This is a genomic window from Pectobacterium polaris, from assembly GCF_002307355.1.
Lineage (GTDB): Bacteria > Pseudomonadota > Gammaproteobacteria > Enterobacterales > Enterobacteriaceae > Pectobacterium > Pectobacterium polare.
Genome location: NZ_CP017481.1, coordinates 4,254,157 through 4,278,073, shown reverse-complemented (window position 1 = coordinate 4,278,073; position 23,917 = coordinate 4,254,157). Strand labels below are relative to the sequence as shown.

21 protein-coding genes and 2 pseudogenes are annotated in these 23,917 nt (G+C 52.1%); 12 read left to right on the top strand and 11 right to left on the bottom strand.

Going from position 1 to position 23,917, the window contains the following annotated elements; translation table 11 throughout:
* Genes BJJ97_RS19265 through BJJ97_RS19250 form a run of 4 tightly spaced genes read left to right on the top strand, consistent with a single transcriptional unit; the run spans position 1 to position 4,534 of the window.
* Positions 1-1,548: a sugar ABC transporter ATP-binding protein gene (locus BJJ97_RS19265; RefSeq protein ID WP_095995003.1), complete on the top strand. Its 1,548-nt coding sequence runs from the start codon at positions 1-3 to the stop codon at positions 1,546-1,548.
* Entirely contained in the window at positions 1,545-2,537 is a 993-nt protein-coding gene (locus tag BJJ97_RS19260) for an ABC transporter permease (RefSeq protein ID WP_095995002.1), read from the top strand. Before BJJ97_RS19265 ends, BJJ97_RS19260 begins: the two co-directional genes overlap by 4 nt.
* Positions 2,534-3,532 (top strand): ABC transporter permease, encoded by a 999-nt coding sequence (locus BJJ97_RS19255; RefSeq protein WP_095995001.1) that lies wholly within the window; start codon positions 2,534-2,536, stop codon positions 3,530-3,532. The genes BJJ97_RS19260 and BJJ97_RS19255 overlap by 4 nt, the downstream gene beginning before the upstream one ends.
* 60 nt (positions 3,533-3,592) lie before the next feature.
* Positions 3,593-4,534, top strand: a complete 942-nt coding sequence (locus tag BJJ97_RS19250) for a carbohydrate kinase family protein (protein WP_095995000.1) — start codon at positions 3,593-3,595, stop codon at positions 4,532-4,534.
* 49 nt (positions 4,535-4,583) lie between these two features.
* Here BJJ97_RS19250 and BJJ97_RS19245 read toward each other — a convergent pair whose 3' ends face one another.
* The 3 genes from BJJ97_RS19245 to BJJ97_RS19235 form a co-directional block, all read right to left on the bottom strand.
* Positions 4,584-5,612: a 2-hydroxyacid dehydrogenase gene (locus tag BJJ97_RS19245; protein ID WP_095994999.1), complete on the bottom strand. Its 1,029-nt coding sequence runs from the start codon at positions 5,610-5,612 to the stop codon at positions 4,584-4,586.
* The gene (locus BJJ97_RS19240) at positions 5,609-7,156 is read right to left on the bottom strand and encodes an FGGY-family carbohydrate kinase (RefSeq protein WP_095994998.1); all 1,548 of its coding nucleotides are present in this window, start codon (positions 7,154-7,156) and stop codon (positions 5,609-5,611) included. Before BJJ97_RS19240 ends, BJJ97_RS19245 begins: the two co-directional genes overlap by 4 nt.
* A 180-nt stretch (positions 7,157-7,336) precedes the next feature.
* Positions 7,337-7,642 (bottom strand): ArsR/SmtB family transcription factor, encoded by a 306-nt coding sequence (locus BJJ97_RS19235; RefSeq protein WP_072012378.1) that lies wholly within the window; start codon positions 7,640-7,642, stop codon positions 7,337-7,339.
* Positions 7,643-7,738: 96 nt separating this feature from the next.
* Between BJJ97_RS19235 and BJJ97_RS19230 the strand changes: the two genes are divergently transcribed.
* Positions 7,739-8,827, top strand: coding sequence for an NADH:flavin oxidoreductase/NADH oxidase (locus tag BJJ97_RS19230; RefSeq protein ID WP_095994997.1), 1,089 nt, complete (start codon positions 7,739-7,741; stop codon positions 8,825-8,827).
* Positions 8,828-9,215: 388 nt separating this feature from the next.
* Here the strand turns inward: BJJ97_RS19230 and BJJ97_RS19225 are convergent, their stop codons facing one another.
* From BJJ97_RS19225 to BJJ97_RS19205, 4 genes are all read right to left on the bottom strand, one after another.
* A complete protein-coding gene (locus BJJ97_RS19225; protein ID WP_095994996.1) occupies positions 9,216-10,373 on the bottom strand; it encodes a trans-sulfuration enzyme family protein in 1,158 nt (385 codons plus the stop codon).
* A gap of 44 nt (positions 10,374-10,417) precedes the next feature.
* Positions 10,418-11,785, bottom strand: coding sequence for a pyridoxal-phosphate dependent enzyme (locus tag BJJ97_RS19220; protein WP_095994995.1), 1,368 nt, complete (start codon positions 11,783-11,785; stop codon positions 10,418-10,420).
* 1,024 nt (positions 11,786-12,809) lie between these two features.
* Entirely contained in the window at positions 12,810-13,484 is a 675-nt protein-coding gene (locus tag BJJ97_RS19210; protein WP_095994994.1) for a glutathione S-transferase family protein, read from the bottom strand.
* A gap of 80 nt (positions 13,485-13,564) precedes the next feature.
* On the bottom strand, positions 13,565-14,311 hold the full coding sequence (locus tag BJJ97_RS19205) for an SDR family oxidoreductase (protein WP_039484118.1): 747 nt from the start codon (positions 14,309-14,311) through the stop codon (positions 13,565-13,567).
* Between the two features lie 136 nt (positions 14,312-14,447).
* Here BJJ97_RS19205 and BJJ97_RS19200 point away from each other — a divergent pair, with 136 nt between their 5' ends.
* Positions 14,448-15,350, top strand: coding sequence for a LysR family transcriptional regulator (locus tag BJJ97_RS19200; RefSeq protein ID WP_095994993.1), 903 nt, complete (start codon positions 14,448-14,450; stop codon positions 15,348-15,350).
* Between the two features lie 239 nt (positions 15,351-15,589).
* Here the strand turns inward: BJJ97_RS19200 and BJJ97_RS19195 are convergent, their stop codons facing one another.
* A complete protein-coding gene (locus BJJ97_RS19195) occupies positions 15,590-16,162 on the bottom strand; it encodes a TetR/AcrR family transcriptional regulator (protein WP_095994992.1) in 573 nt (190 codons plus the stop codon).
* A 198-nt stretch (positions 16,163-16,360) separates the two neighbouring features.
* On the opposite strand from BJJ97_RS19195, the gene BJJ97_RS19190 reads away from it, so the two are divergent.
* From BJJ97_RS19190 to BJJ97_RS19180, 3 genes and pseudogenes are all read left to right on the top strand, one after another.
* On the top strand, positions 16,361-17,245 hold the full coding sequence (locus BJJ97_RS19190) for an SDR family oxidoreductase (protein WP_095994991.1): 885 nt from the start codon (positions 16,361-16,363) through the stop codon (positions 17,243-17,245).
* A gap of 51 nt (positions 17,246-17,296) precedes the next feature.
* A complete protein-coding gene (locus BJJ97_RS19185) occupies positions 17,297-18,448 on the top strand; it encodes a hypothetical protein (protein WP_221885947.1) in 1,152 nt (383 codons plus the stop codon).
* 54 nt (positions 18,449-18,502) lie between these two features.
* Positions 18,503-18,646: pseudogene (locus BJJ97_RS19180) on the top strand (winged helix-turn-helix transcriptional regulator); the annotation flags it as partial.
* Positions 18,647-19,004: 358 nt separating this feature from the next.
* Here BJJ97_RS19180 and BJJ97_RS19175 read toward each other — a convergent pair.
* Positions 19,005-19,871 carry an arylamine N-acetyltransferase family protein gene (locus BJJ97_RS19175; protein WP_095994988.1) on the bottom strand — a complete coding sequence of 289 codons (867 nt, stop codon included), beginning with the start codon at positions 19,869-19,871 and terminating at the stop codon, positions 19,005-19,007.
* Positions 19,872-20,456: 585 nt separating this feature from the next.
* Here BJJ97_RS19175 and BJJ97_RS19170 point away from each other — a divergent pair.
* From BJJ97_RS19170 to BJJ97_RS19160, 3 genes and pseudogenes are all read left to right on the top strand, one after another.
* Positions 20,457-21,026: a TetR/AcrR family transcriptional regulator gene (locus BJJ97_RS19170; RefSeq protein ID WP_095994987.1), complete on the top strand. Its 570-nt coding sequence runs from the start codon at positions 20,457-20,459 to the stop codon at positions 21,024-21,026.
* Between the two features lie 186 nt (positions 21,027-21,212).
* Positions 21,213-21,689, top strand: a complete 477-nt coding sequence (locus tag BJJ97_RS19165; RefSeq protein WP_095994986.1) for a nuclear transport factor 2 family protein — start codon at positions 21,213-21,215, stop codon at positions 21,687-21,689.
* A 101-nt stretch (positions 21,690-21,790) separates the two neighbouring features.
* Positions 21,791-22,123: pseudogene (locus BJJ97_RS19160) on the top strand (helix-turn-helix domain-containing protein); the annotation flags it as partial.
* A 167-nt stretch (positions 22,124-22,290) separates the two neighbouring features.
* Here the strand turns inward: BJJ97_RS19160 and BJJ97_RS19155 are convergent.
* Together BJJ97_RS19155 and BJJ97_RS19150 are read right to left on the bottom strand one after the other, a co-directional pair.
* Positions 22,291-22,905, bottom strand: coding sequence for a LysE family translocator (locus BJJ97_RS19155; RefSeq protein ID WP_095994985.1), 615 nt, complete (start codon positions 22,903-22,905; stop codon positions 22,291-22,293).
* A 94-nt stretch (positions 22,906-22,999) separates the two neighbouring features.
* Complete coding sequence (locus BJJ97_RS19150; protein WP_095994984.1) at positions 23,000-23,596, bottom strand: DUF1989 domain-containing protein; 597 nt, start codon at positions 23,594-23,596, stop codon at positions 23,000-23,002.
* Positions 23,597-23,917: the final 321 nt, after the last annotated feature.

Genomic DNA, 23,917 nt, shown 5'->3' with positions numbered 1-23,917 from the left:
ATGGTGGCATATCACTCAGCCCCGTCGCCGTCCGGCGGCGGTCTGGCAATGACGCACATCAGCAAGCAGTTTGCAGGGATTCCCGCACTGGACAACGTATCACTAACGGTTCGGCCGGGAGAAATTCTCGGCCTGATCGGGGAAAACGGCGCGGGGAAATCGACCTTAATCAAGGTGCTGGCTGGCGTTTATGCCGCAGACGGCGGCGAGATCGCTGTCGATGGGCAGCGGTTGACCGCCGTGACGCCCGCGGTTATCCACGCGCACGGCATTCGTTTTATCCATCAGGAACTGCATCTTATTCCCCATTTTACCGTGGCGGAGTCGGTGTTTCTCGGTCAGGAACGAGTGAACTATTGGCGAGGCGTCGATCGTCGGACGATGCGGCGTGAAACGGAACAGTTCTTTCAGCACACGTTCAATCTATCGATAGACGCCAATCGACTCATCCGGGAGTTAAGCCTGGCGGAACGCAAACTGGTGCAGGTCGCTCGAGCACTCATTGACGGCAAGGCGCGGCTAGTGGTGTTTGATGAACCGACCGCGCCGCTGGAAGCGCGGGAAGCCACGCAGCTACTGCATACGCTCCAGGCGCTGAAACAGCGTGGGATTGCGATTATCTATGTCTCTCACTATCTCAATGAAATTGCAGATATCTGCGACCGCGTCACCGTGTTACGCAATGGTAAGGGCGTGACGACGCTGGACGATCCCGAAACAAAGGATATCGATGGAATGATTCGCCTAATGGTGGGGCGAGAGATTGCCAGCCTGTTTGACGGGAAACGCAAGACAGAGAAAGGTGGAATCCCGCTGCTACAGGTCGAACAGCTCACGGATCGGCAGCATTTTCAGCCAATCCGTTTTCAGGTTGCCGCGGGAGAAATTGTTGGTATTGCAGGGTTGTTAGGATCGGGACGTGAGGCGCTGATTGATGCGCTCTATGGTATTACGCCCGCCCGTGAGGGACATATTGTGATCGATGGTCAGACGCTACGACCGCGTTCTCCGGTACAGGCCATCGCGCAGCGAATGGCGCTGGTGCCGCGCGATCGTCGCCACGACGGACTGATTTTACCGCTATCGGTGGCAGACAATATCAATCTGGCTTCCTTGTCCGCTGTTGCCTGGCGCGGGTGGCTGCGGCGTAAGCAAGCGGTAGCACAGGCGAATCATCTGGCGCAGACGCTGGATATCCGGCCGCGCGATGTCAGCATACCCGTGCGCAATTTAAGCGGTGGTAACCAGCAGAAGGTGATACTGGCGCGCTGGCTAAAGACCGATACTCGCTTGTTTATTCTTGATGAACCGACGCTGGGCGTCGATATTGGCGCGAAAGCAGAAATCTATCAGCTTACCCGGCAACTGGCGGCGGAAGGGCGAGCGGTTATCGTTTCTTCCAGCGATGACGGTGAACTTCTGGGGCTATGCGATCGCATTCTGGTGATGTGGCGCGGTGAACTCATCGCCGATGTGCCGACGGAACGCCTCTCGCTGGATAGTCTGCTGGCGTTGACCAGCAGCGGTCGAACGCAGGAGGCGGTATGACTCGTGCCTTACAATCCCCCCGAGCGACGCCGCGTTTAGCCGGGCTTTTCAATCATATTCCCTTACTGCTGTTTGCGGCGCTGCTGCTGTTCCTCTGCCTGAGCGCACCTTATTTTCTCAGCTGGCAAAATATCACCATTATTTTACGGCAAAGCGCGCCGCTGGCGATCCTGTGCTTCGGGCTGGTCTGCGTCATTACGGGCGGCGGCGACGATGTTGTTTCCGGCGGTATCGATCTCTCGCTGCCCGCGATTGCGGTACTTGCGGTGGCGATAATCAGCGACGGTTTGACGAACGCAGGTATCAGCTACCCGTGGTTGATTGTGTGGATAGTGGGGGCTGCGCTACTGGCAGGTACGGTGAATGCGGCACTGGTGGTGGCGATTCGGCTACCGCCGCTATTGGCGACGTTAGCCTGCTCTGTGGCGGTTATCGGACTCACTAATTTGCTGACCCAGCAGCGGCGCATCAGCGTTAGCGATCCGCTGATTGTGGCGTTTCGTGATAGCAGCCTGCTCGGGTTGCCACTGGCGGTCTGGTTTATGCTGCTGGTCTTCCTCTTGTTTCAATTTATCGTTCACCATAGCCGATGGGGCCAGCACTTGCAGGCCGCAGGCGGAAACCGAGAAGCGGCACAGCTGTCAGGCATTTCCCACACCCCGCTGGTTATCGGTTCGTATCTGTTAGGTGCGCTGGCGGCGGCGCTGGCCTCGCTAACGCTGGTGGCACAAGGATCGGGTAGTTCGCCCGGCACGGCAGAGCCGTTGTTGCTGGAGATGGTATTAGCGACATTTCTTGGCGCGGCATTCTCTCGCCGTCGGGTGGTCACCATCTGGGGCGCATTGCTGGGCACGCTGCTGGTTAATGCCTTATCGAACGGTCTGGCGCTGCTGAGAGTCGATATCTTCTGGGTCGGCGCGATTAAGGGTGTACTGATTCTGGTGGTGCTCGCCGCCGCCTCGCTACGCAGGCAAAGGAGTCACGCGTGAAACCTTCTTCTTTGGCGGCGCAGCCTGCGTTGCCGGGCGGCAGACTGGGGCTGTCGTTCTTTATCCGCTATGGCTTTCTGGTCATCCTGCTGGCTTTTTTGGTGTTTTTCTCGCTGCAAAACCCAATATTTTTGACGTTAGGCAACGGGGCAAATCTGCTACAGGGCAGTGCGGTACTGCTGATTGTCGCGCTGGCTATGACGCTGGTGGTGACTGCGGGCGGAATCGATCTGTCCGTGGGCGTTGCGCTGGATTTTGGCGCCGCCTTCGCGCTGGTGGCGCTCAAAGTCTATGGCCTGCCGTGGCAGGCAGCGGTGCTGGCCGCATTAGCGGGAGGCGCACTGATTGGTTTGCTTAATGCGGTGCTGATTATTCACTGTCGAATTAAGCCGTTTTTGGCGACGCTAGGGACGTGGTTTATCGGTAGCAGCATCGAACGTATCTACACTGAAGGCGGTGGGCCGATCGCTTACCGCCGGATGGCACCGCAGTACCATGAGCTGGCCGTGGGCGACCTGTGGGGCATTCCGGTGCCGATCGTGATTGTGGCGGTGCTGTTGCTGGCTTATTACCTGTTATTTGAACGGACGATTGCGGGTAAACGTATCCATGCGATGGGATTGAATGCGCCAGCGGCACTGATTGCCGGCGTTAACGTACGGCGTACGATGTTCTGGCTGCTGATTGTCACGTCGGTGACGTGTGCCATCGGCGGCGTGGTGTTATCCGCCAATCTGCGGCAGTTTACGCCGTTGGCCGGACAGGCTTACCTGATGGACGCCATTGCCGCTGTTTTCATCGGCACCGCGTTTCATGCGCAGGGGCGACCCAACGTAGCAGGGACGCTAATCGGCGTGCTGTTTCTCGGTATGATCGCCAACGGTTTGAACCTGATGGGGCTGAACTTCATCGTAAAAGATGCGCTGAGCGGCGTGATTTTGGTACTGGCACTGGCGCTCTCTTTCCTGCAAGGGCGGCTGCGTCAGCGGCAATAAATGTTCAAGCATGAATAAAAGACAGAACATGAATAAAAAAACAGAGCGTAAGGAGTCAGCGTGAGCCAATTTGATGCGGTTTTTGTTGGATTAACCATTCTGGATGTCGCGGGTCGGCCGGTGACTGGTTTGCCCGAAGGCGGCGGCGTCCACTTTATCGATGAAATCCGCCTTAATCCTGCTGGGACGGCCAGCGGCGCGGCAATGAATGCCGCCAAACTGGGCATTCGCACGGCGACGGCGGCCTGTCTCGGTGAAGATGAAAAAGCTGATTTTATTCTGGCGGCCTATCGCAAGCTGGGCATCGACTGTTCGCTGGTACAGCGAACGACGGCGGCATCGACCTCGGCGACCATTCTGACTATTCGACCGGACGGCGAGCGTCCGGCGCTGCATTATCGCGGGGCGTCAGATCATCTTTTTATCGACGAGCAGGATTTTGACGCTGTGTGCAATGCGCGTTTCTTACACCACGGTGGCACGGGGCTGCTGGCGAAAATGGATCAGGGGCAGAGCGCGCGTCTGCTTCGACACGCCAAAGCAAAGGGGCTGACGACCAGTTTCGATCTTATCGCGCCAAACGCGGAGACGCTGTCGTTGCTGATACCGCTGCTGCCGGATGTGGACTACTTTATGCCCTCGCTGGACGAGGCGGCGTTTATTTCCGGCCTGACTAAACCCGCAGAGATTGCGGCTTTCTTTCTTGATCGCGGCGTCGGCACCTGCATTTTCAAAGCGGGAGCGGCTGGATCTTACGTGTTCGGCCAGGATGTCACGCTGCGCATTCCTGCCTATCGCGTGGCGGTATCGGATACGACGGGCTGCGGCGACAGCTACTGCGGCGGCTTTATTGCCGGTCTGGCAAAAGGCTGGGATCTGGAGCAGGCCTGCCAGCTCGGCTCGGCCGTTTCAGGGCTGGTGGCTACCGGATTGGGTTCCGATGCGGGCGTGATTGACTGGGAACATACGCTGCGGTTTATGGCAGAAGCGCCTACCTATTAGGAAGTGCTGACCTATTAAGAGACGCTGACCGACTAGATCAGTGCCGCGTCTATTTCCATTCGTAAAGCAGCGGTTCGCCGCGGATGAAGCGTTGCAGGTCGGCGGCGATCATCGCGGTGTGTTTCACCAGCGTCTCCCGCGTCGCGCCAGCAATGTGCGGCGTGAGTACCACGTTATCAAATTCGGTAATGAACGGGTGATGACGCCAGAGCGGTTCGCTGTCGTAAACGTCAAGTGCGGCACCTGCCAGCCACTTTTCGCGTAGCGCCGCAATTAGATCGGCTTCGACAACCACGGCAGCGCGCGAGGTGTTGATCAGATAGGCGGTGGGACGCATGGTTCTGAGCCTGTCGAGGTTGACCAGTCCTTTGGTCTGCGGTGTGCTGTTCAGGTGCAGGCTGACGAAATCGGACTGCAAAAACAGCTCGTCCAGCGTGGTTTTACGAATGCCCGGTTCGTCGATCTCTTCGGCGGCGACATACGGATCGGCAATCAGCAACTGCATTCCAAAGGCGCGCGCCAGTCTTCCGACCCGATGACCAATGCTGCCATAGCCGATGATGCCTAGCGTCTTATTACGTAGTTCGCCGCCTTTGAAAACCTCATATGGGCTGTCTTTGTCTACGTCCCACACCACATCTTGCCGTAACCCATTTTGCGTCTGTAACGCGGTGTCGGTTTCGCGCGTGAACTCCCCACGCTTCAGCGCGCTATGGGCTTGAGGGATGTGGCGTGCGGCATTCAGCATCAACGCCAGCGTTAATTCTGCGGCGGCATCGGCATTGCGTCCGGGCGTGTAGAGCACCGGAATTCCTCGGCGGCGTGCGGCCTCGATATCGATGTTGACCGGGTTGGCGCGGGTACAGGCGATAAGCCGTAGGTGAGGGCAAGCCTCAATGACGCGGGCGGTAATATCATCATAGCTGGTGATGATGACGTCAGCGTTCTCCGCCAGACGAGTTAGCGCCGCTTCGCTCAGTTTGGGCTGGCCGATAGCCCAGCCGTCCACAACCAGTTCTCCTAACGCCTGAAAGGCATCAAGGTTGCCGCCATATTCGGCGGTAAATACGATCTTCATGAGGCAAGACTTTCCTGTGAGGTGGGAACCGTGTGCGAATGCGCCGCGTTGTGATTGTCGAGTGCATTAAGCGCCTGAGCCCGCGCCTGCCAGAGTGGCTGTAGCTGGTCGCGCAGTTGGCGAAAAACCGGAAACAGTGTCTGGTACTGCCGATGGGTGTCGGCATCGGGGAGAAACGTTGACGCCTGTGTATTGGCGGAAGGAACCATGTTGGCGCTTTCGCCGATGGACAGAGCAGCAAGGCGCGCGGCACCGCATGCGCTCAACTCTTTGACCGAACTGGCGATCACTCGTCGCCCGGTGCAGTCCGCGATGATTTGCAGCCAAATCGCTGAGGCGGCACCGCCACCAGCAATGTAGAGATCGCCGTGGGCAGGGTAGCCGCTGAGCGAATCGGTAATCGCATACGCGAGTCCCTCAAAGACCGCGCGCAGTAGATGCGCGTTAGTCGTAGATTGCTCGATGCCAAAAAATCCCGCTCGTGCCGATGTACTGTAAAACGGTGCGCGTTCGCCATTGAGGTAAGGCTGGTAGAAGACGCCACCGCTGCCGGGTGGCACACGGGCAATGCGTGCATTGATCGTCTGAAAATCGGCATCGTCAGCCAGCGTGCTCAACGCCCAGTCAATATTCGGCGTGCCAGATTGCATGGCGAACAGGTTGAGATAGTGGCCCGGCCAGGCGTGGGCGACAAACCGGGTTTGCAGGCTCACCTGCGTTAAACCACGGCACACAATGCCGGTGCAGCAGGTGGTGCCGAGAATGGTGAAAATGTCGCCGTCGTGAATAGCGCCGATACCCAGTGCCGCAGCAGACACATCCAGTGCGCCCGCACAGACGGGAATGCCTGCTGGCAGACCTGTCTGTGCAGCGACGGCATCGCTGAGCGTGCCGGCGATGTCATCGGGATAAAGCAGCGGCGGAAAAAGCGGCCTAATCGCGTGTAAATCCAGTTTATCCAGCACGGTTTTTGACAGCGTCTCGCTATGCAGGTCCAGCAGCGACGTACCGGCATCCGTCAGTTCCAGATTCGCCTGTCCTGTCAGTCGAAAACGAATCCAGTCTTTGGCAAAAAAGAAGTAATCGGCATCGCTCAGCGCATCCGGCTGATGCTGTGCCAGCCAGCGTAACTGCTGCGCGCTGTTACAAGGGAGCAGGGGAGAACCGGTTTCGGGAAAGAGCGTCGCTTCCAGATTCGGGCGCTGTTTAAGCCGATGAACCTGCTCCGCCGTGCGGGTATCACTCCAGAGGATGGCTTGTCGTACCGGTTGCCCGAGGCGATCGCTTAGCCAGACCCCTTCACCTTGTCCGGCCAGCCCGATGGCGCGCACGTGACCCTGTTGTAGCAGTGGCGAAGTGGCCAGCGTTTTCAGGGTAGCGATCACGGCATCCCACACCTGAGACATATCTTGCTCGGCGTAGCCGGGCTGCGGGGAATAGGTCACGGTGTTGGCTGACGCAATCAGCAGTTCATTGAAATCGGCATCGAATAGCACCGATTTGACCTTTGAGGTCCCGATATCTATGCCAATGTAGTAGTCCATCCTGTTCTGATCCTGCCTCGTAAAACCCGTATCAGCATCAGAATAATGGAAAAATGGCGGCCGCTATATTCATAGAAATGCAAAGCAAAGCAGCAATATTGGAATAGCAGAGAGTGCGAAAGGGAAGGGGAATGTGCAATCAATATGCAATGGCGGAAAGCCGCCATTGACGTGATTATTTTACTCGGCGGGTTGAGACAGAATGGCGTCGAGTAGGCCGGGGAAGCGCTGTTGCATGTCGCTGCGGCGCAGCCGGTTGATGTGCGTGGTGCCGATGTTGGTGGTATGAAGCAGACCCGAGTCACGCAAGACGCGAAAATGGTGCGACACGCTGGATTTTGGGCGACCGCCGTCAAGCTCGCTGCATGTTGCTTCGCCCTGCATGGCCAGATGGCGGACGATTTCCATGCGCAGGGGATCGCTCAGGGCGTACAGGACGCGCTCAAGCGTAAACTCATCGGGGGTAGGGTGCTTAAAAGGTCTCATGGGCGAATTATAGCGTCAGGGTTGTCTGAAATCTATTATTCGAATAATATCGAAATATCGAAATATCGAAGTAACCTGACAAGGTAGGAAAATATTATGTCCGCACTGTTTCAACCCTTCAAACTGAAAGACATTACGTTACGTAACCGCATCGCCGTTCCACCGATGTGTACCTATTCCGCGAATGATGGCCTGATCAACGAGTGGCATCAGGTGCATTATGCATCTTTGGCGCGCGGTGGTGCCGGGTTGGTTATCGTGGAGGCGACTGCTGTCGCGCCCGAAGGGCGCATCACGCCGCACTGCGCGGGTATTTGGAACGATGAGCAGGCGCAGGCGTTTGCCAAGGTCGCTAAATCTATTAAAGACGCAGGCTCCGTGCCGGGAATTCAGATTGCACACGCTGGACGCAAAGCCAGCGCCAATATTCCCTGGGAAGGTGACGACCATATCCCCGCTGGCGACTCCCGCGCCTGGCAGACCATTGCCCCTTCCGCAGAGGCTTTCGGTGCGAATCTGCCAAACTTGCCGCAGGAAATGACGCTGGAAGATATCGCCCGCGTTCGTGATGATTTTGTCGCTGCGGCTCGCCGCGCGCTGGAAGCCGGATTTGAATGGCTGGAGCTGCACTTTGCTCACGGCTATCTGGCACAGAGTTTCTTCTCCGTTCACTCCAACAAGCGTGCCGATCAGTACGGCGGCAGTTTTGATAACCGCAGTCGTTTTCTGCTGGAAACGCTGGCTGCCGTTCGCGACGTGTGGCCGCAACACCTGCCGCTGACCGCCCGTTTCGGCGTGATTGAGTTTGACGGTCGTGATGAAGAAACTTTGCAGGAATCCATTGAGCTGACGCGTCGCTTTAAAGCCGCAGGGCTGGATATGCTGAGTGTCAGCATCGGTTTCTCTACGCCGGCAGCGAATGTTCCGTGGGCACCCGCCTTTATGGGACCGATTGCTAAACAGGTACGCGAGCAGGCCGATCTTCCTGTCTCTTCCGCCTGGGGCTTCGGCACGCCGGAACTGGCTGAACAGGCTGTGGCATCGGGTCAGTTGGATCTGGTGATGGTGGGTAAAGCGCATCTGGCGAACCCACACTGGAGCTATCAGGCCGCCCGCGAACTGGGCGTTGAACGCGCCTCATGGACACTGCCAGCGCCTTACGCTCACTGGTTGGAGCGCTATTAATCCCTGTTAACGATGACTGGCGGCGTTTGTTAGTTAAGACCACTGACAAACTTAAGCCAAATCGTATTGTTCATCGTATTTCTCAGCATGGCGTAAAAAATTATGCTGAGGTGAACATGAACGCCGAGTGAGCGACAGGACGTCGCGAAAGTCAGTGCCGCGTCAGGAACGCGTCACTGACGGCTCGAAGGGCGGGCATGGTCGCCGAAGGAACCGCGTTAGCGGCATAATTTCCGCTAAAAGCCTGGGTTCTTAGGGCGCTGGCGATTGAGCGCCCTAAGTCGGGCGTGGCATCAATGCCACAGAAAAACTCTGCTGCTTACCACGCACGAAACCTTGTTGCTTTCTTGCACTGGAATGTGTTCTGCATGAGCTAGGTTGTGTACAGTTAACTCACTGCGCTCGCATTCAGTGCCTGATACAGGTCGTCAATGAGATCCTGCACATTTTCAATCCCTACCGATAAACGCAGCAGCTGTGGCGTGATCCCTTTTTGCAGCCTTTTTTCCAACGGGACGGAAGCGTGAGTCATGGAGTAGGGCTGGCTAATCAGGCTCTCCACTCCGCCCAGACTTTCTGCCAGCGTAAATAACCGCGTGCGCTTAATGACGTCACGCGCATAGTCCTCATCGCCTTTCAACCGTACAGAGATCATGCCGCCAAAGCCGCGCATCTGCTGCTGCGCTAACGCGTGCTGCGGGTGATTCGGTAGCCCCGGATAGTAAACCTGCTCGACCTGAGGCTGGAGTTCCAGCCAGTGCGCGAGTTGAAGGGCGCTCTGATTGTGACGTTCAATTCGCAGTGCCAGCGTGCGGATACCGCGCAGCGTTAAAAAGCTGCTGAACGGATCGAGCACGCCGCCAATCGCATTTTGCAGATAGGCTAACTGTGAAGCGAGTTCGTGGTTATCTCCAACCACCGCCAGCCCGGCAATCACGTCTGAATGACCGTTGAGGTACTTGGTTGCGGAGTGCACCACGATATCAAACCCGACATCTAGCGGACGCTGAATCGCTGGTGAAGCAAAGGTGTTATCCGCCACGCTGATGAGCCGATGTTTTTTGGCTAACGCAGCGATGGCCGCCAGATCGGCCAGCTTCAGCAGCGGGTTGGTCGGCGTTTCCACCCAGATCATTTTCGTCTGCGGCGTAATGGCATGTTCCAGCGCGCGGAGATCGGCTGGGTCAACGTAAGTCACCTGTAATCCGGCAGTGCGTTTTCGGACATTTTCTAACAGACGCCAGGTGCCGCCGTAGAGATCGTCCACGGCCACAATATGGCTACCCTGATTGAGCAATTCCAGCAACGTGGAACTGGCAGCCAGGCCGGAAGCAAAAGCGAACCCTCGCGTTCCACCCTCCAGTTCGGCAATCGCCGCCTCCAGCACCGCACGCGTTGGGTTGCCGCTGCGTGAATATTCGTAGCCGGTATGCTCACCGGGGGCGGGCTGGGCAAACGTTGATGTCGCATAAATCGCAGGCATCACCGCACCGGTGCTATCCGGGGTATAGCCCGCGTGAACGGTTTGGGTATCGAATTGAGACATGGTCACTCCTGGATGAATAAGAAAAACGAAGCGTGGAAAACGTATCAGCGAAGCGTCTGCCGCCAGTGGTTCAGGACGTCTGTACGCGTAATTAAACCGAGAAACCGATCGCCGTCGAGAATCACGGCGACAAATCCCTGGTCGAAAATCGCCAGCAGATCGTCAGGTGATGCCTCTTTTGGCAGCGTCTTGACCTGATCGGACATCGCCTCGCGCGCCGTCAGTGAAAAATGCTGGGTATCATTTTTGAGGCTGTTGAGGAGATCCCATTCATCGATCACGCCGACGACGCGGTCGTTGTCCAATACGGGTAGCTGGGAGATGTCGTAGAGCCGCATACGTGCATGCACTACGCTGAGCGTGTCGTCGGGCGACACCGAAACAGTGGCCCCTTCATCATGGCGATAGGTGATGAGATCGCGCAGATCGCCGTGCGGCGGGCGCGTGATAAGTCCTTTTTCGATCATCCAATAGTCGTTGAACATCTTGGACAGGTATTTATTTCCGCTGTCGCAAACGAGGGTGACGACCCGCTTGGGCTCGGTTTGTGCCCGACAGTAGCGTAATGCGGCGGCCAGTAAAGTGCCGCTGGACGATCCCGCCAGTACGCCTTCTTTACGCAGTAATTCACGCGCGGTGTGGAAAGATTCGGCGTCATCAACCGCGTAGGCGTGGGTGACCTGAGTGAAATCGGCCAGCGCAGGCACAAAATCCTCGCCAATTCCCTCCACCAGCCAGCTTCCGGCCTCGCCATATTCACCGCGTTGCAGGTAGTCGGTCAGGATCGATCCTGCGGGGTCGGCCAGCACAAAGGCGGTTTGAGGGGATACCTCGGCGAAGTAGCGGCTCAGGCCGCCCAGTGTACCGCCAGAACCCACGCCGACGACGATTGTGTCAATCTGCTCCTCCATCTGCTGCCACAGTTCAGGGCCGGTAGTTCGGTAGTGCGCTTCCAGATTGGCCGGATTATTAAACTGATCGATGTAGTACCCATCAGGCGTTTCTTCTGCTAATCGACGGGCATAATCCTGATAATAGTCAGGGTGACCTTTGGCGACGTCAGAACGGGTGAGTTGAACCTCTGCGCCCAGCGCCCGCAGGTGAAAAATCTTCTCGCGGCTCATCTTGTCTGGCACCACCAGAATCAGGTGATAGCCCTTTAGCGCGGCGACCAGCGCCAGACCGAGCCCGGTATTGCCCGCTGTGGCTTCAACGATGGTGCCGCCCGGCTTCAACCAGCCCTGACGCTCCGCGTTTTCGATCATGGAGAGCGCGACGCGGTCTTTAATCGAGCCGCCGGGATTCTGGTTTTCCAGTTTGACGAACAATCGGCAGGGGCCGGTATCAAACTGGGTGAGCTCCAATAGCGGCGTATGGCCGATGAAGTCGAGAACGGATTCAGCACGTTTCATAGCATTTCACTCTGGCGATAATGTCGGATGCCACATAGTAGATCTGCTGCAAATTGAAATTGAACGAAGTAAATCACCAAAGAATATGCATTTAAGTAATATAATATTCTGATTGGCCGTAAGGATGTGCGGAGGCGTAGCGGTGTGGGTGTATAGACTGCCAGCGAAATGCTTAACAAATCGCTTTGTGACTGCAAACGTATTTCTGAGTTGTGTATCTCGCTCACGTAAGACTAAAAATCTACGTCATAATGCCGACACCTTTGTTCCTTAATTGATATATGAAGGAACATGTATGTACTGTCTTCGCCCTTTAATACGCCCTTTAATACGCCCTTTAATAAACATTGCGTCTACACGTCAGGTTGGCTAACGGGTATGTTGCCACCCGGTGCATCACTTGGTGGCAAGTCAGTACAAAACGCGTTGCGATTTTAATAGATTCAGAAATATTCCGTTTCGTGATTAGAAATCCAGATGAGGGTTGAGCCGTGATAGTCGTCATTAGTGGAGGTTATCAGTGAGCGTTTATCGGCGTTGCCATCAGCGGTGTAAGCACAGCTCTGCTTAACCCGGACAGTTAACTCCCCTCGTTTTGATACTACCTCTGAGTCAAGAAATTGCGCGCTTCCGGATGGGTAAAAGATGCGCTTGTCCTTTTGATTTTTGTAGTTTCTTATGCGTACAGGGAATTGACTATTATGATATTCATATCGTTCTACAACTTCGCCCGTGTTTCTGTCCACTATAGTTTCAAGTAACCCACGGACATTTATTAGTAGGATCGCATTCTAAGGTAATGGGGACTCAAGTTATCAAATTCTTTTCGAATAGCCATGAATAATCGAGATGCCTCTTATTCCGCAAGCTAATATTCGCTTCACGCTGTGAGTTAAATGAGTATTAAAGCATTCTTGGTACTATTGTCGACAGGTCGGTTGCTAATGATTAATCTCCAACTGAAAAATGCGTTTGGGCAACTTGCCGAATTTATATGTACACAACGGTTGCCCAGTTAATATCTTCAAGCGGCGAGAATTGCTGAATGCTGACGAAGATGATTTTGGAAAAGTTGTGCATAATCTGCTGGTACGGCAGCTTTTACGCTTTCCCTTTTTGCAAGTAATGCTTTCCATGCAGAAACACGCGGTAGTCCTTCAAAAATCGACTCAGATACTGAGGCATCGATGATTGAGAAGTAACGGAAAATCGGAGCGTATACCGCATCTACCATACTGAAGTTAACACCCGAGAAATAAGGCCCCGAGCCCAACTCAGCTTCAATACGTTCAAGCTGGTTACGGAACGACGCACGTTTGTTGTCAGCCACAGCTTGATCTGTGGCATTTAAAAATTGCCATGCATTACCAAGTATCGCTGTAGCGAATTCGATCCATCCGCGCTGTTTAGCACGTATTAATGCATCGTCTGCGTACATTGAAGTACCGCCTTGTGTTTCATTGAGGTACTCGCAGATCACCATACTTTCGAAAATAATGGCATCTTCACCGCTTGCTTGATGCACTTTCAGTACTGGCACCTTGCCAGTCGGTGACAGGGCTAGAAACCAATCAGGTTTCGCTGATAGGTCTACATTTATGCGTTCAAATGGCACATTTTTTTCGAGCAACACGATTTCTGAACGCTGTACAAAGGGACAGAGTGGGTGGCTAATAAGTGTTAGGTCATGGTTAGGCATTTCAAACTCCAGATAAAATAAAAGCCCGCCGCCATAGCAAGGTGGCGAGCTTGAAGAACCATATCGCTTATTTAGATGGCTTAGATTGAAACGCCGCCGTCAATGATGATTTCTGAACCTACGGTCCAGGCAGACTCATCAGATGCGAAATAAAGCACCGCTTGCGCGACTTCTTGAGGCTTACCAAAACGACCTGCTGGGATGGTTGCAATGATATCTTTCATCACTTGATCATGGTATTCCACTGGAATCCCTGCCTTATCGTAAAGCGGTGTGTCAACTGGGCCTGGGCTCACTGCGTTGATACGAATTCCACGAGAAAGTAATTCGTTAGAAAGTGTTTTTGACAGGTTCAGCAATGCCGCTTTGGTTGAGCCATAAACGGAAGAGTTCACGGGGCCGGTGTGAGCATTTACTGAGGTATTAAAAACCACTGATGCCGAGCTTGCGAACACGGGCAGCAGTGCCTGCATTAGGAAGTAAGGACCTTTAACGTTGATATCATAAATGCGGTCGAACGTCTCTTCTGTCCATACCTCGATTGGCATATACATTGATATACCCGCATTCAGGAAAGCGATATCCAGTTCACCAAAGTGTTCTTTAACCGTTTGAGCCAGAGCTTTCTGCGCATTCACATCAGCGGAATCAGCGCTCACGACTAACACATCATTACCCAGTTCTACTTTCGCCTTTGCGATAGAATCAGGGTTAACACCAGTAACAATTACGCGTGCACCTTCTGCAACAAACAGCTTCGCTGTTTCAAGACCAATACCACTTGTACCACCCGTAATCAGTGCGCGTTTACCTTGTAGTCTAGACATTTCAAATCTCCAAATAGTGTTATCAAGGAATCGGCGAATGACCGATTTGATAGCCACTATAAGTTCATGCGCATATGGTGATAAGATTGTATTTTTAAATATGTTTCATGCTTTAAAAGCATAGATGGGTTTTAGGATGGACAGATTACTTTTGATGACATGCTTTGTCCGTACCGCTGAAACAGGCAGCTTTTCCGCAGCCGGTAGGGATTTAGGCTTAGGGCAACCGAACGTGAGTCGCCATGTTGCCACCCTCGAAGAGCATTTGCAGACCAGATTACTTCACAGATCAACCCGCAAGCTTTCCCTAACTCCTGAAGGAGAACGTTATTATTTGGAAGCAAGGCGTATTCTGGAAGCCGTTGAAGAGTCAGAGTCTTCTTTCAGAGAAAATGTTACACCCACAGGGCTATTACGTGTTGCTTGCCCCACAGCATTAGCTCACACATTCTTAGTCCCGCACATCCCCGATTTTTTAGAACGCTATCCTGAGCTAACACTCGAACTACAGATTAATGACCGCTATATCAATCTCGTTGATGAAGGGGCTGAACTGGCAATCCGCATTGGACACCTGGAGGACAGTGCTATGCGTGCCCGCAGACTTGGCATGTATGAGCGAGTCTGTGTTGCCAGTAACAAGTATTTAGCTAAACACGGAACCCCTAATACCCCAGAAGATTTAAAAAAACATGATTGTTTGATCTATACCTTGCTAACAACAGGAGCTACCTGGAGATTTCAGGATATCAATGTCCCTGTTTCTGGTCGGCTCAGGGTCAATTCACCGGAAGCAGTACAGAAGTTTGTTAATGCAGGGGTTGGGATCGCACAAGGCCCAGAATGGCTGTTCGAGGAGGGACTGGAAAATGGCAACTTACAGCTATTACTGACTGATTACACTGCACCGCCCGTTCCCATTCAAGCCGTTTATGTTGCTAATCGACTTTTACCAAAACGGGCGATTGTGTTCATGGATTTTGTTGCTGAAATCTTTGAAAAAAATCCCGCATTCAAAGTTTACAACGCAATGAAATGAGCCTGAGATAACGGACATATCTGAATCATTAGTAAAATCTAGTCAATCTTAGGCTGTATCCCTTAAATGATACCAACCTAGTTTAGCAAGGACCGTACATATTGACTTTCATGAGCTTGTCGTCGCTCAGACAGAAACTTAACGGCAGACTTCATCATGATTGCAGTGCAAGGTTCCGGTTTCCATTGTGAGTCCTACAGCAGGCAGCTTCATGCCAGGAGCGGACACTGCAGGCTCGGTCAATGGGATCTGGTCAGCAGAACCGGTTTCATTTCCATCATCAAATCACTAAAAGCCGTGTATGAGATTTTTTCAGGCTGTCTGCCCTGAAATGCCTGCAGACAAGAAAAAGCCGAACGGATAAGTGCATTTACGGTATGCCAACTGAGGGAATCGTTATGCTGTGATACATACCAATCTGTAGCCTCAGACAGCAGGCCTTCAAAGATTTCAAACTGACGTGTAACCAGCGCGGGCGTTGCCCGGATAAATGCCTGTATGTCACTTTCCTGACTACTGGCACAGTTCAGCGCATACTCAGATAGCAGATTTTTCATGGCATCCCAGATGTCCTCAGACTCCAGTTGCTTCATAAATCCTTCGATAAAATGCTCTCGGAACTTATTAGTCTGCTCCATAAGCACGTCTTCTTTGGTGGGGAAATACCTGAAAAAAGTCCGTGTCGACATTCCTGTCGCGATGGCAATCGCTTCTACAGTGGTTTTGTCATACCCGTTTTTTTGAAACAGATCATAGGCTGCAAGAGCAATCTGCTCTTTAAGGGCTTTTTTAGCCAGGGTTCGAGTGTTCATTACTAAGCTCTGAAAATTTCACTGGAATCATTTTATCTATGTCACTCAATGACACAAATGTCATTGAGTGACATAATTGCGTCCTGACGCTCTGTACGCAGTCATAACATACCGTAAAGAACGTCATTACAGCTAGGCGGTGCACAGCACTACCCATCATAAACCAACATTCGTGATATTGATAAAGTGAGGTCAGCGATGGTTTCAAGAGTATTAATCCTGGGCGCTTCCGGTCGCGTTGGTTCCTGCGTGGTTCAGGCTTTAAAAGCAAATGATGACGGTATTGAACTGCGGGTGTCGACAAGCCGGGAAGAACTCGCTCAAAAATGGCGCAGTGAAGGTCGCGACGCCGTCGTCCTTGATCTCAACAGGCCTGAAACGTTTGCAGGGGCGCTAGAAGGTATTGACCGCGTATTCCTTTTGACAGGCTATACGTCAGACATGCTTTTCCAGAGTAAAAAGTTTGTCGATGCCGCGCGCGACGCAGGCGTCAGTCACCTTGTCCATCTGGGGGTATTTACGTCCCGCCGCGATGATATCCCCCATTTTGCCTGGCATGACCTGATCGAGACCTACATCGAGGCCAGCGGAATTGCCTGGACGCATCTGCACCCTAACGTCATAACAGATTCCGTGCTGGTCACTGAGCCTTCTATTAAGGAAACAGGGGCGTTCACCGTTTTCTGGGGCGACAGACCGCAGGGGTGGGTTTTTGCCGAAGACATTGGCCGCGTCGCTGCTGCCGTTTTACGTGAGGGGCCGGAAAAACATGGCAGTAATAACTACTGGATGAGCACCGAACTACTGACAGGCCCTGAAGTTGCGGCGATGCTGGCAGAAGCCGCCGGAAAGGAGATCCAGTGCAACATACTTGATGCCTCCGTACTTGAAGGGATGCTTGAACACATTCCTTCGGCCTCTGACCGCGCCTATATGGAAAGCGCCGTAGTGACAATGAAACTTGGCGCTGCAGGTAAAATGCAGGCTCAGACGGTGGTTCGTGATGATGTTAAAACCGTAACAGGATGTCCTGGAAAAACGATTTCAGAGTGGGCCCGTTCTTATTTCGACGCGGGTAGCTAAAGCCAACTGACTCACACTCAAAATGACCAATAACGCTAAGCCAGCTGAACCATGATGACACGCAGAACCGCCATAAAAATCACGGCAGCCGCAGCCGCCCTGGCTGCGCTTGCACCTTTATCACCCTTTACCTATGCAAAAGGAACCAACGCGATGAAATATCGAGGAGTTGTTTACGATGTGGGACTGAGATTTACCGAAGGTCTGCCCTATTCTGTTGAACATTTTGACCCTAAGCTCGTTGCCTACGATATCAAAACGATTGCCACCCAATTGCACGCCAACGCCATTCGCATCGAAGGCGAAGACATTGATCGTTTAGTGACTGCCTCGCGTCTGGCGCACGAAGCTGGTTTGACCGTCTTTTTCAATCCCTGGAAGATGAATGTACCAATTACGGAATTGCCAGCTTATTTTTCGGAGGCCGCACTTGCCGCAGAGCAACTAAGAAGTGAAGGGGTTGATCTCATTTTCGTGGCAGGCTGCGAGATGAGTTTGTTCAATCAGGGAATTTTCGCTGGATCGACACAATCAGAACGAACGCAAAAAGGGTTGATGCCGCTCGGAAACCTCCCTCAGGCTGAAGCATTAGAAATATTAGCCACGAAATCAGAGCTGTTGAACGAGGAACTTCATAAAATTGTGGTTTCGATCCGCGAAAAGTTCAATGGCAAGGTCACGTATTCGGCGGGAATATGGGAGCGGGTCGACTGGAGTTTGTTTGATGTTGTTGGCGTTGACCATTACCGCAGTAACGAGACAGCAGAAGCTTATGTCAAAGCGCTTGATCAGTATCGCGTCGGTAAGCCACTCATTGTCATGGAGGTTGGGGCATGCACATATGAAGGTGCTGCAAAACTGGGCTCTTCTGGCTATATGATCCTTGAAGGCATGAACCCCGACGGCACAGGAGTCTTTAAGGACGGTGTTGTGCCCAATCGTAGTGAGCAAGAGCAGGCTGATTATATTGAAGAACAGGTTCGACTGTTAAGCACTTCGAATGTTGACGGAATATTCATTTTTCTCTTCTCGTTCCCGTCCCTGTATCACGGCGAAGGTGCGTCTGATTTAGACATGGTCAGCTTTTCGCTGGTCAAGAACCAACCACAGAATCACCCTAAGTCACGTCAGATGCCGCCATGGGAACCTAAGGAAGCGTTCCACCGTCTGGCCAAAATCTACCAAGAGATGGAGACTCAGTAGTCGACGAAACCCTTCTTCACAATGCTCGCGGAAAACTTCCAGCTGTAGCAGATGCAGCATCTGCTACAGCTGGAAGCTGACGGGATTGTGTATCCCCAAGTGCCACCGAAAGTGGAATATCGACTAACCGAGTGGGGGCAAGCGCTCTATCCAGCTCTTAATGCAATGCTCAAATGTGCAGAAAAACGAGAAGTTTAGATATCACTTTCATTTTTGTCGCTTAGCAAAATGACGGCGGTCTGCTTTTCGCTCACAGCGGCCCATCACTCGATTCATAACGTTTTCAAATAATTCGTCACGGGCCACAGTCTTTCATACTGGCAGTTCACCTCAGATCCGAAGCGAGATACCACACTGACAGATTGCTCAGCGCTTATGATAGGTCTACTAAGCAAATGTCGACGACGACGTTCAAGAATGCCGCTCCGGCCACCTGTGGCCGACCACATCGTCGCTCACAGGTGGCATACACCAACTTCTTAGCACTCAGCTTTCCGCCAGATGCAATACCGATTTAGGGTGTTAAAGTATCAGGATCAACGAACAGATTACGGCTTTACCCATTATCACGGGACTGAAGCCATTCCTCATGGATCTTCTGTACTCTGGACCACAATGTTTTGAGTGATTCATCGGAAACATTGTCAAAAGTCAGGCCAAACTCTTCCCTCAGCACGTCCAGCCATTCCGGTAGAGACGCGGAGGTATGCGTGGTCACGACGTTGCCGTCAGTTTTGGTAAGAACACAACCCCGCATTACCGTTTTACCGTTAGGCTGTCGAAGTTGAGCAGTGACAACTTTGGCATAACCAGACTCTGGCGAAAACACATTAAAGTGATGGCGGTCTGATAAATTCCCCATATCAGTAGGCTCATCAGCCATACTTACACCTGCAATCCAGCAAGATGGATCGGCAGTGAGATGCCAGTCACCCACACCATCCTCACCAACGGCCTCCATTCCAAACTTCATTAATCCCTGGTGGACGGTTGCATTTATAAGAGGCATTTGTTCATGCAGCGCGTCGCCGAGGCCGATATCAACCCACCATCGGCCATTAGGGTTGCTTTCACACGGCATTCCCTCAGCGATAATGGCGACATGATTTTCCAGCTTAATCCGTTCAGGGCCTTCAACACCATGGACGTTTGCAGGGTTGAGACTCACACGATAACCAAGCTGGGTGAGTAATGTGTATAAGCCGCCATTCAACTGAAAACAGTAACCGCCTCGCCGCGTGGTCGCTGCTCTTCTGAAACTTTCAAGTGGATCAATTCCCCATCCTTCTTTGAGGTGAATCCAGAAGGTTTCGTAAGGTATCCGTTCAACGTGAGCTCGATGAATTCGGGTCAGTGCCTGTAGGGAGGGTGTCTCGGCATCAAGGCCAAGGCGATCCAGGTAAGCTGTTACTAATTGATTCATTCTAGATAAATTTCCTGTTCAGACCAAAAGTGCTTGCGAGTCAACTGGCTCGGATAAACCGTCAGTTCCAGGGGGAAGCTGTGCCAGCGCCTGCCATGCTTGCAGGATTTTTGTGCAAAGCCCTCCGGACTGGTGCTTGGGCGAGATGTTGTGACTCTTCATTCGATTTCGCGTCACTATCAGCAGGTACAACAATCACAACGTAAACCCTTTCACATTTGGTAATGAATTTGAAAAGATCCTGCGTAGGTTTTCAAAAGGATACCAACGCCATAAATAATGGTAACTTATTGTATTTATGTTATTTACATAACAATAAGCCCGTTATTTATTGAAAGTGGTTATATTCTAACTTCCTGTTATGGCTTGGTGTAGAGCCTAAAATGGAAGTGGTGTTTTCATATTTGAGAGGGTATGGCATCACCTTTAAGTGATAGCTCTGCCAGACGCGAACGTTCTCATGTCACGGTCTATCTATTTAGAGGGGCAGGGCGCTCTCCCGCACGGACTTCGCTTCTTCACTTTCTGAAAAATGTTTTCAGGCTGACGCTTGACTTGGTAGAACGATCGTTCTACCATTAATTCATGAACAAAAAGCCGAACGATACCCGAGAAAAAATCCTGGCGACCGCCGAGCAACTTATCTATCAGAACGGCATTCATGCCACAGGCATGGACCTTCTGGTTAAGACCTCTGGCGTCGCAAGGAAAAGTATTTATCGCTATTTCGCGACCAAAGATGACGTGGCAGCCGCCGCGTTGAATGCACGTGATGAACGCTGGATGCACTGGTTCAGAACTGAATGTGATAAAGGCACTACCCCTCAGGAGCGTATCCTGAATATGTTCACTGTACTCAAAGGCTGGTTTGAGTCAGATGGCTTCCGTGGTTGTGCCTTTATTAACACGGCTGGAGAAGTGGGTGACCCTGCCGATCCCGTTCGCCAGATCGCAAAGCTTCATAAACAAAAATTGCTGGATTACACGCTGGAACTCACCACGCAATTAAACATCGAGCAACCATCAGCCTTGGCCAAACAGTTGCTGATTCTGATGGAGGGCGCTATCACCATGTCACACGTGATGGGCGATGACAGTGCGGCCGATAGCGCAAGAGAAGTGGCGCAACTGTTGTTGAAGCAGGTCTCTCACTAGGGCCTGAGTTTCAAAAAAACCTCGTTCTACTGATATATACCCCAAATAATTCGAGTTGCAGGAAGGCGGCAAGAGAGTGAATCCCGATGAGCTTACTCAGGTAAGTGATTCGGGTGAGTGAACGCAGCCAACGCACATGCAGCTTGAAGTATTACGGGGATATCCAAATTTCCTGGAGGCTCTACCATGTCCGATAAACAGACTCGCCCGCCACTTCCTCCTTTTACTCGCGAAACGGCGATTGAGAAGGTGCGACTCGCTGAAGATGGCTGGAACAGCCGAGATGCCGAAAAGGTATCGCTGGCCTACACGCTGGACACCAAATGGCGTAATCGCGCCGAGTTTGCAACCAATCGTGAAGAAGCCAAAGGTTTCCTCACGCGGAAGTGGAAAAAAGAACTTGAGTATCGTCTGATTAAAGAACTATGGGCGTTTACTGACAACCGCATCGCCGTGCGGTACGCCTATGAATGGCATGATGATTCGGGCAACTGGTTCCGCTCTTATGGCAATGAAAACTGGGAATTTGAAGCAGATGGCCTGATGCAACGTCGCTTCGCCTGTATAAACGACATGCCGATTAAAGAGAGTGAACGCAAGTTCCACTGGCCACTGGGTCGTCGTCCGGATGATCATCCTGGTCTGTCGGAGCTGGGCCTGTAAGGTTCTACATTTTCTTCCGCTAAGCCCCCGACGACTGTCTCTCAGCCGGGGGCTTTTTCTCAACCTAAAAATGACGGCATATATTTCTCGCACTAATGATGCCATTCTTGCCTGCGGAACTCCCTATGCCGCGTGATGAACGTTTATTTCGTGCGGCAAGAGAACTGATGCTCAGCCATCGGTGGGAGGCGACCTTAATTGACATGGCTGATATTGCGAATATGTCGGGACGTACTTTTTCCCGCCATTTTTTACGTGACACAGGTTTCAGCTTCAGAATGTGGAAACAGAGAGCCAGGATATATACCTCATTAGACCTTCTATCTAACGGTGTATCCGTTAAGCAGATCGCTTATCAACTCGGTTTTTCCTGTCCTGCCGCGTTTTCTGCTGCATTTCGTTCAGTGATAGGGACAACCCCAAGCGAGTTCTAATCTGGCTTTGAGTGTTTCTACTTAATAGATTCACTCACTGTGGATACAGATGTCTGCTTTCGCTCTTAACTGACGGAGCGGTCCTTTTACCCGACTGCTAAGTGCCAAAGCGGACGTTGCGGCCTAAGAAATCTGCTAACCAATGGCCAGCAGATTTTTTTAGGATATTAGTTACGCGCAGCAATAACCGCAGCGGCACCGCCCATAGCAACAGCGCCAAGACGATTAGCAATTTTCACAGCTTTAGGAGTACGTAATAAAACTCGGGCCCTGTGTGCCATGAAAGTCCAGGTAAGATCAATTGCCGCTAATGTAACCAGCGTAATGCTTGCTAGGATTGCCCATTCACTTAAACCTGCTTTTGGCAAATCGATAAATGACGGAAGAAGCGCAAGGTAGAAAACCATGATCTTAGGGTTGCCCAAAGTTAATGCCATACCAGCGCTAAACATTGACCATGAAGATGTACGTTGCGGTAATTCGTCTGCCTTTTCATTTACAGGCTTACGCCACATTTTAAACGCAAGCCAGCAGAGATAGATGATGCTGACCCATTTCAGAATATAAAAGCCTGTCTGGAATGTTTGCGCAAGGGTTGTAAGACCTGCCATAGCCATAGAGAGCCAGATAACCTCACCGATCCACATTGCAGCGATGAAAGGTATTACATTGCGCCAGCCATTGGTAATCACCCTGGAAACAAGGGCCGCGATACTGGGACCAGGTACTCCTGCATTTAAAAAGAGAGCACCGGCAAATAGAAAATAAGGAATTAATTCCACAGTGACCTCGACTGATTGCGCCTCTAATGGCTAATTACACCCTAATTGCATAGTAAGAGAGCAGGTAAATGCTCGGTAATGAACTATCTGGAACTCAACCGACAATAATCTGGATACCAGTACATTGGCCCCCGTTGGTCGGATGGAAGTCAACAGAACAGGCTGTAACCACGACATATAGATCCGTTTCTGCCAGCAATATCACATTCCCTCCCGGGGGGTTATCAGAAGCCAGTACTTCAAGCTTACCGTCTGCCTGCGGTTCAGAACGCTGGAAGAAATTAACCGGGTCCGGGACGACAGGAAGTGAGATGTCCACCTTTTGAAGTGCTGAAAGCATGTTGTCGCGGCAGTTAGGATGATCGAGCAGGCCAGCACGTTCGTAAAGGCCAGGGTTACACGCTGGAAAAAGCATATCATGCGGGCACGGTGAATTATCCTGCACAAAGGTGAGAAAAGGTCTGCCTTTCTCGCTATAAAAAGATTCGCCGGTGGCGGGAAATAATCGCTCAGTTATGTCTCGTGTCTGTGATGTGCTGAGCCAGTCTTTTTCTCCAGCTTCAACGGAAATGGCCCACAAGTCAGCAACCTGCTGACCTTCTGGATCAATAACACAGAACGTTTGACCTTTAGTAACCCAAAAGCCCCGGCCTTCCTGTGCAGGAATATCAATCTTTAACTGCTCATTCATTTTCTAAAATCCATTCTGGTTATAAGCGTGAAAGATTAACAAAACTGATGTGGCATGCCTAATAAATGGTTAGGTAAGGTAAAAGCCAGCTTGGCAAAAACGAATTTGCCTTCAAAACGTCCGCACCCACCCAAAGCAGACAATCCCAAACGAGCTCTTAAATCTGAGGCGTCGCTGAATAATACCTCTGAACGACCCATAAACCCCGGCGGCTAACTCCCCGAGCAGACGTTGGGACTTATCGTTATCCCATTGAGTGGGTAATGGAAAGCACTTGCCTCCATATAACCTCACTCAATGCGGAGCCACTTTCGAAAGGAT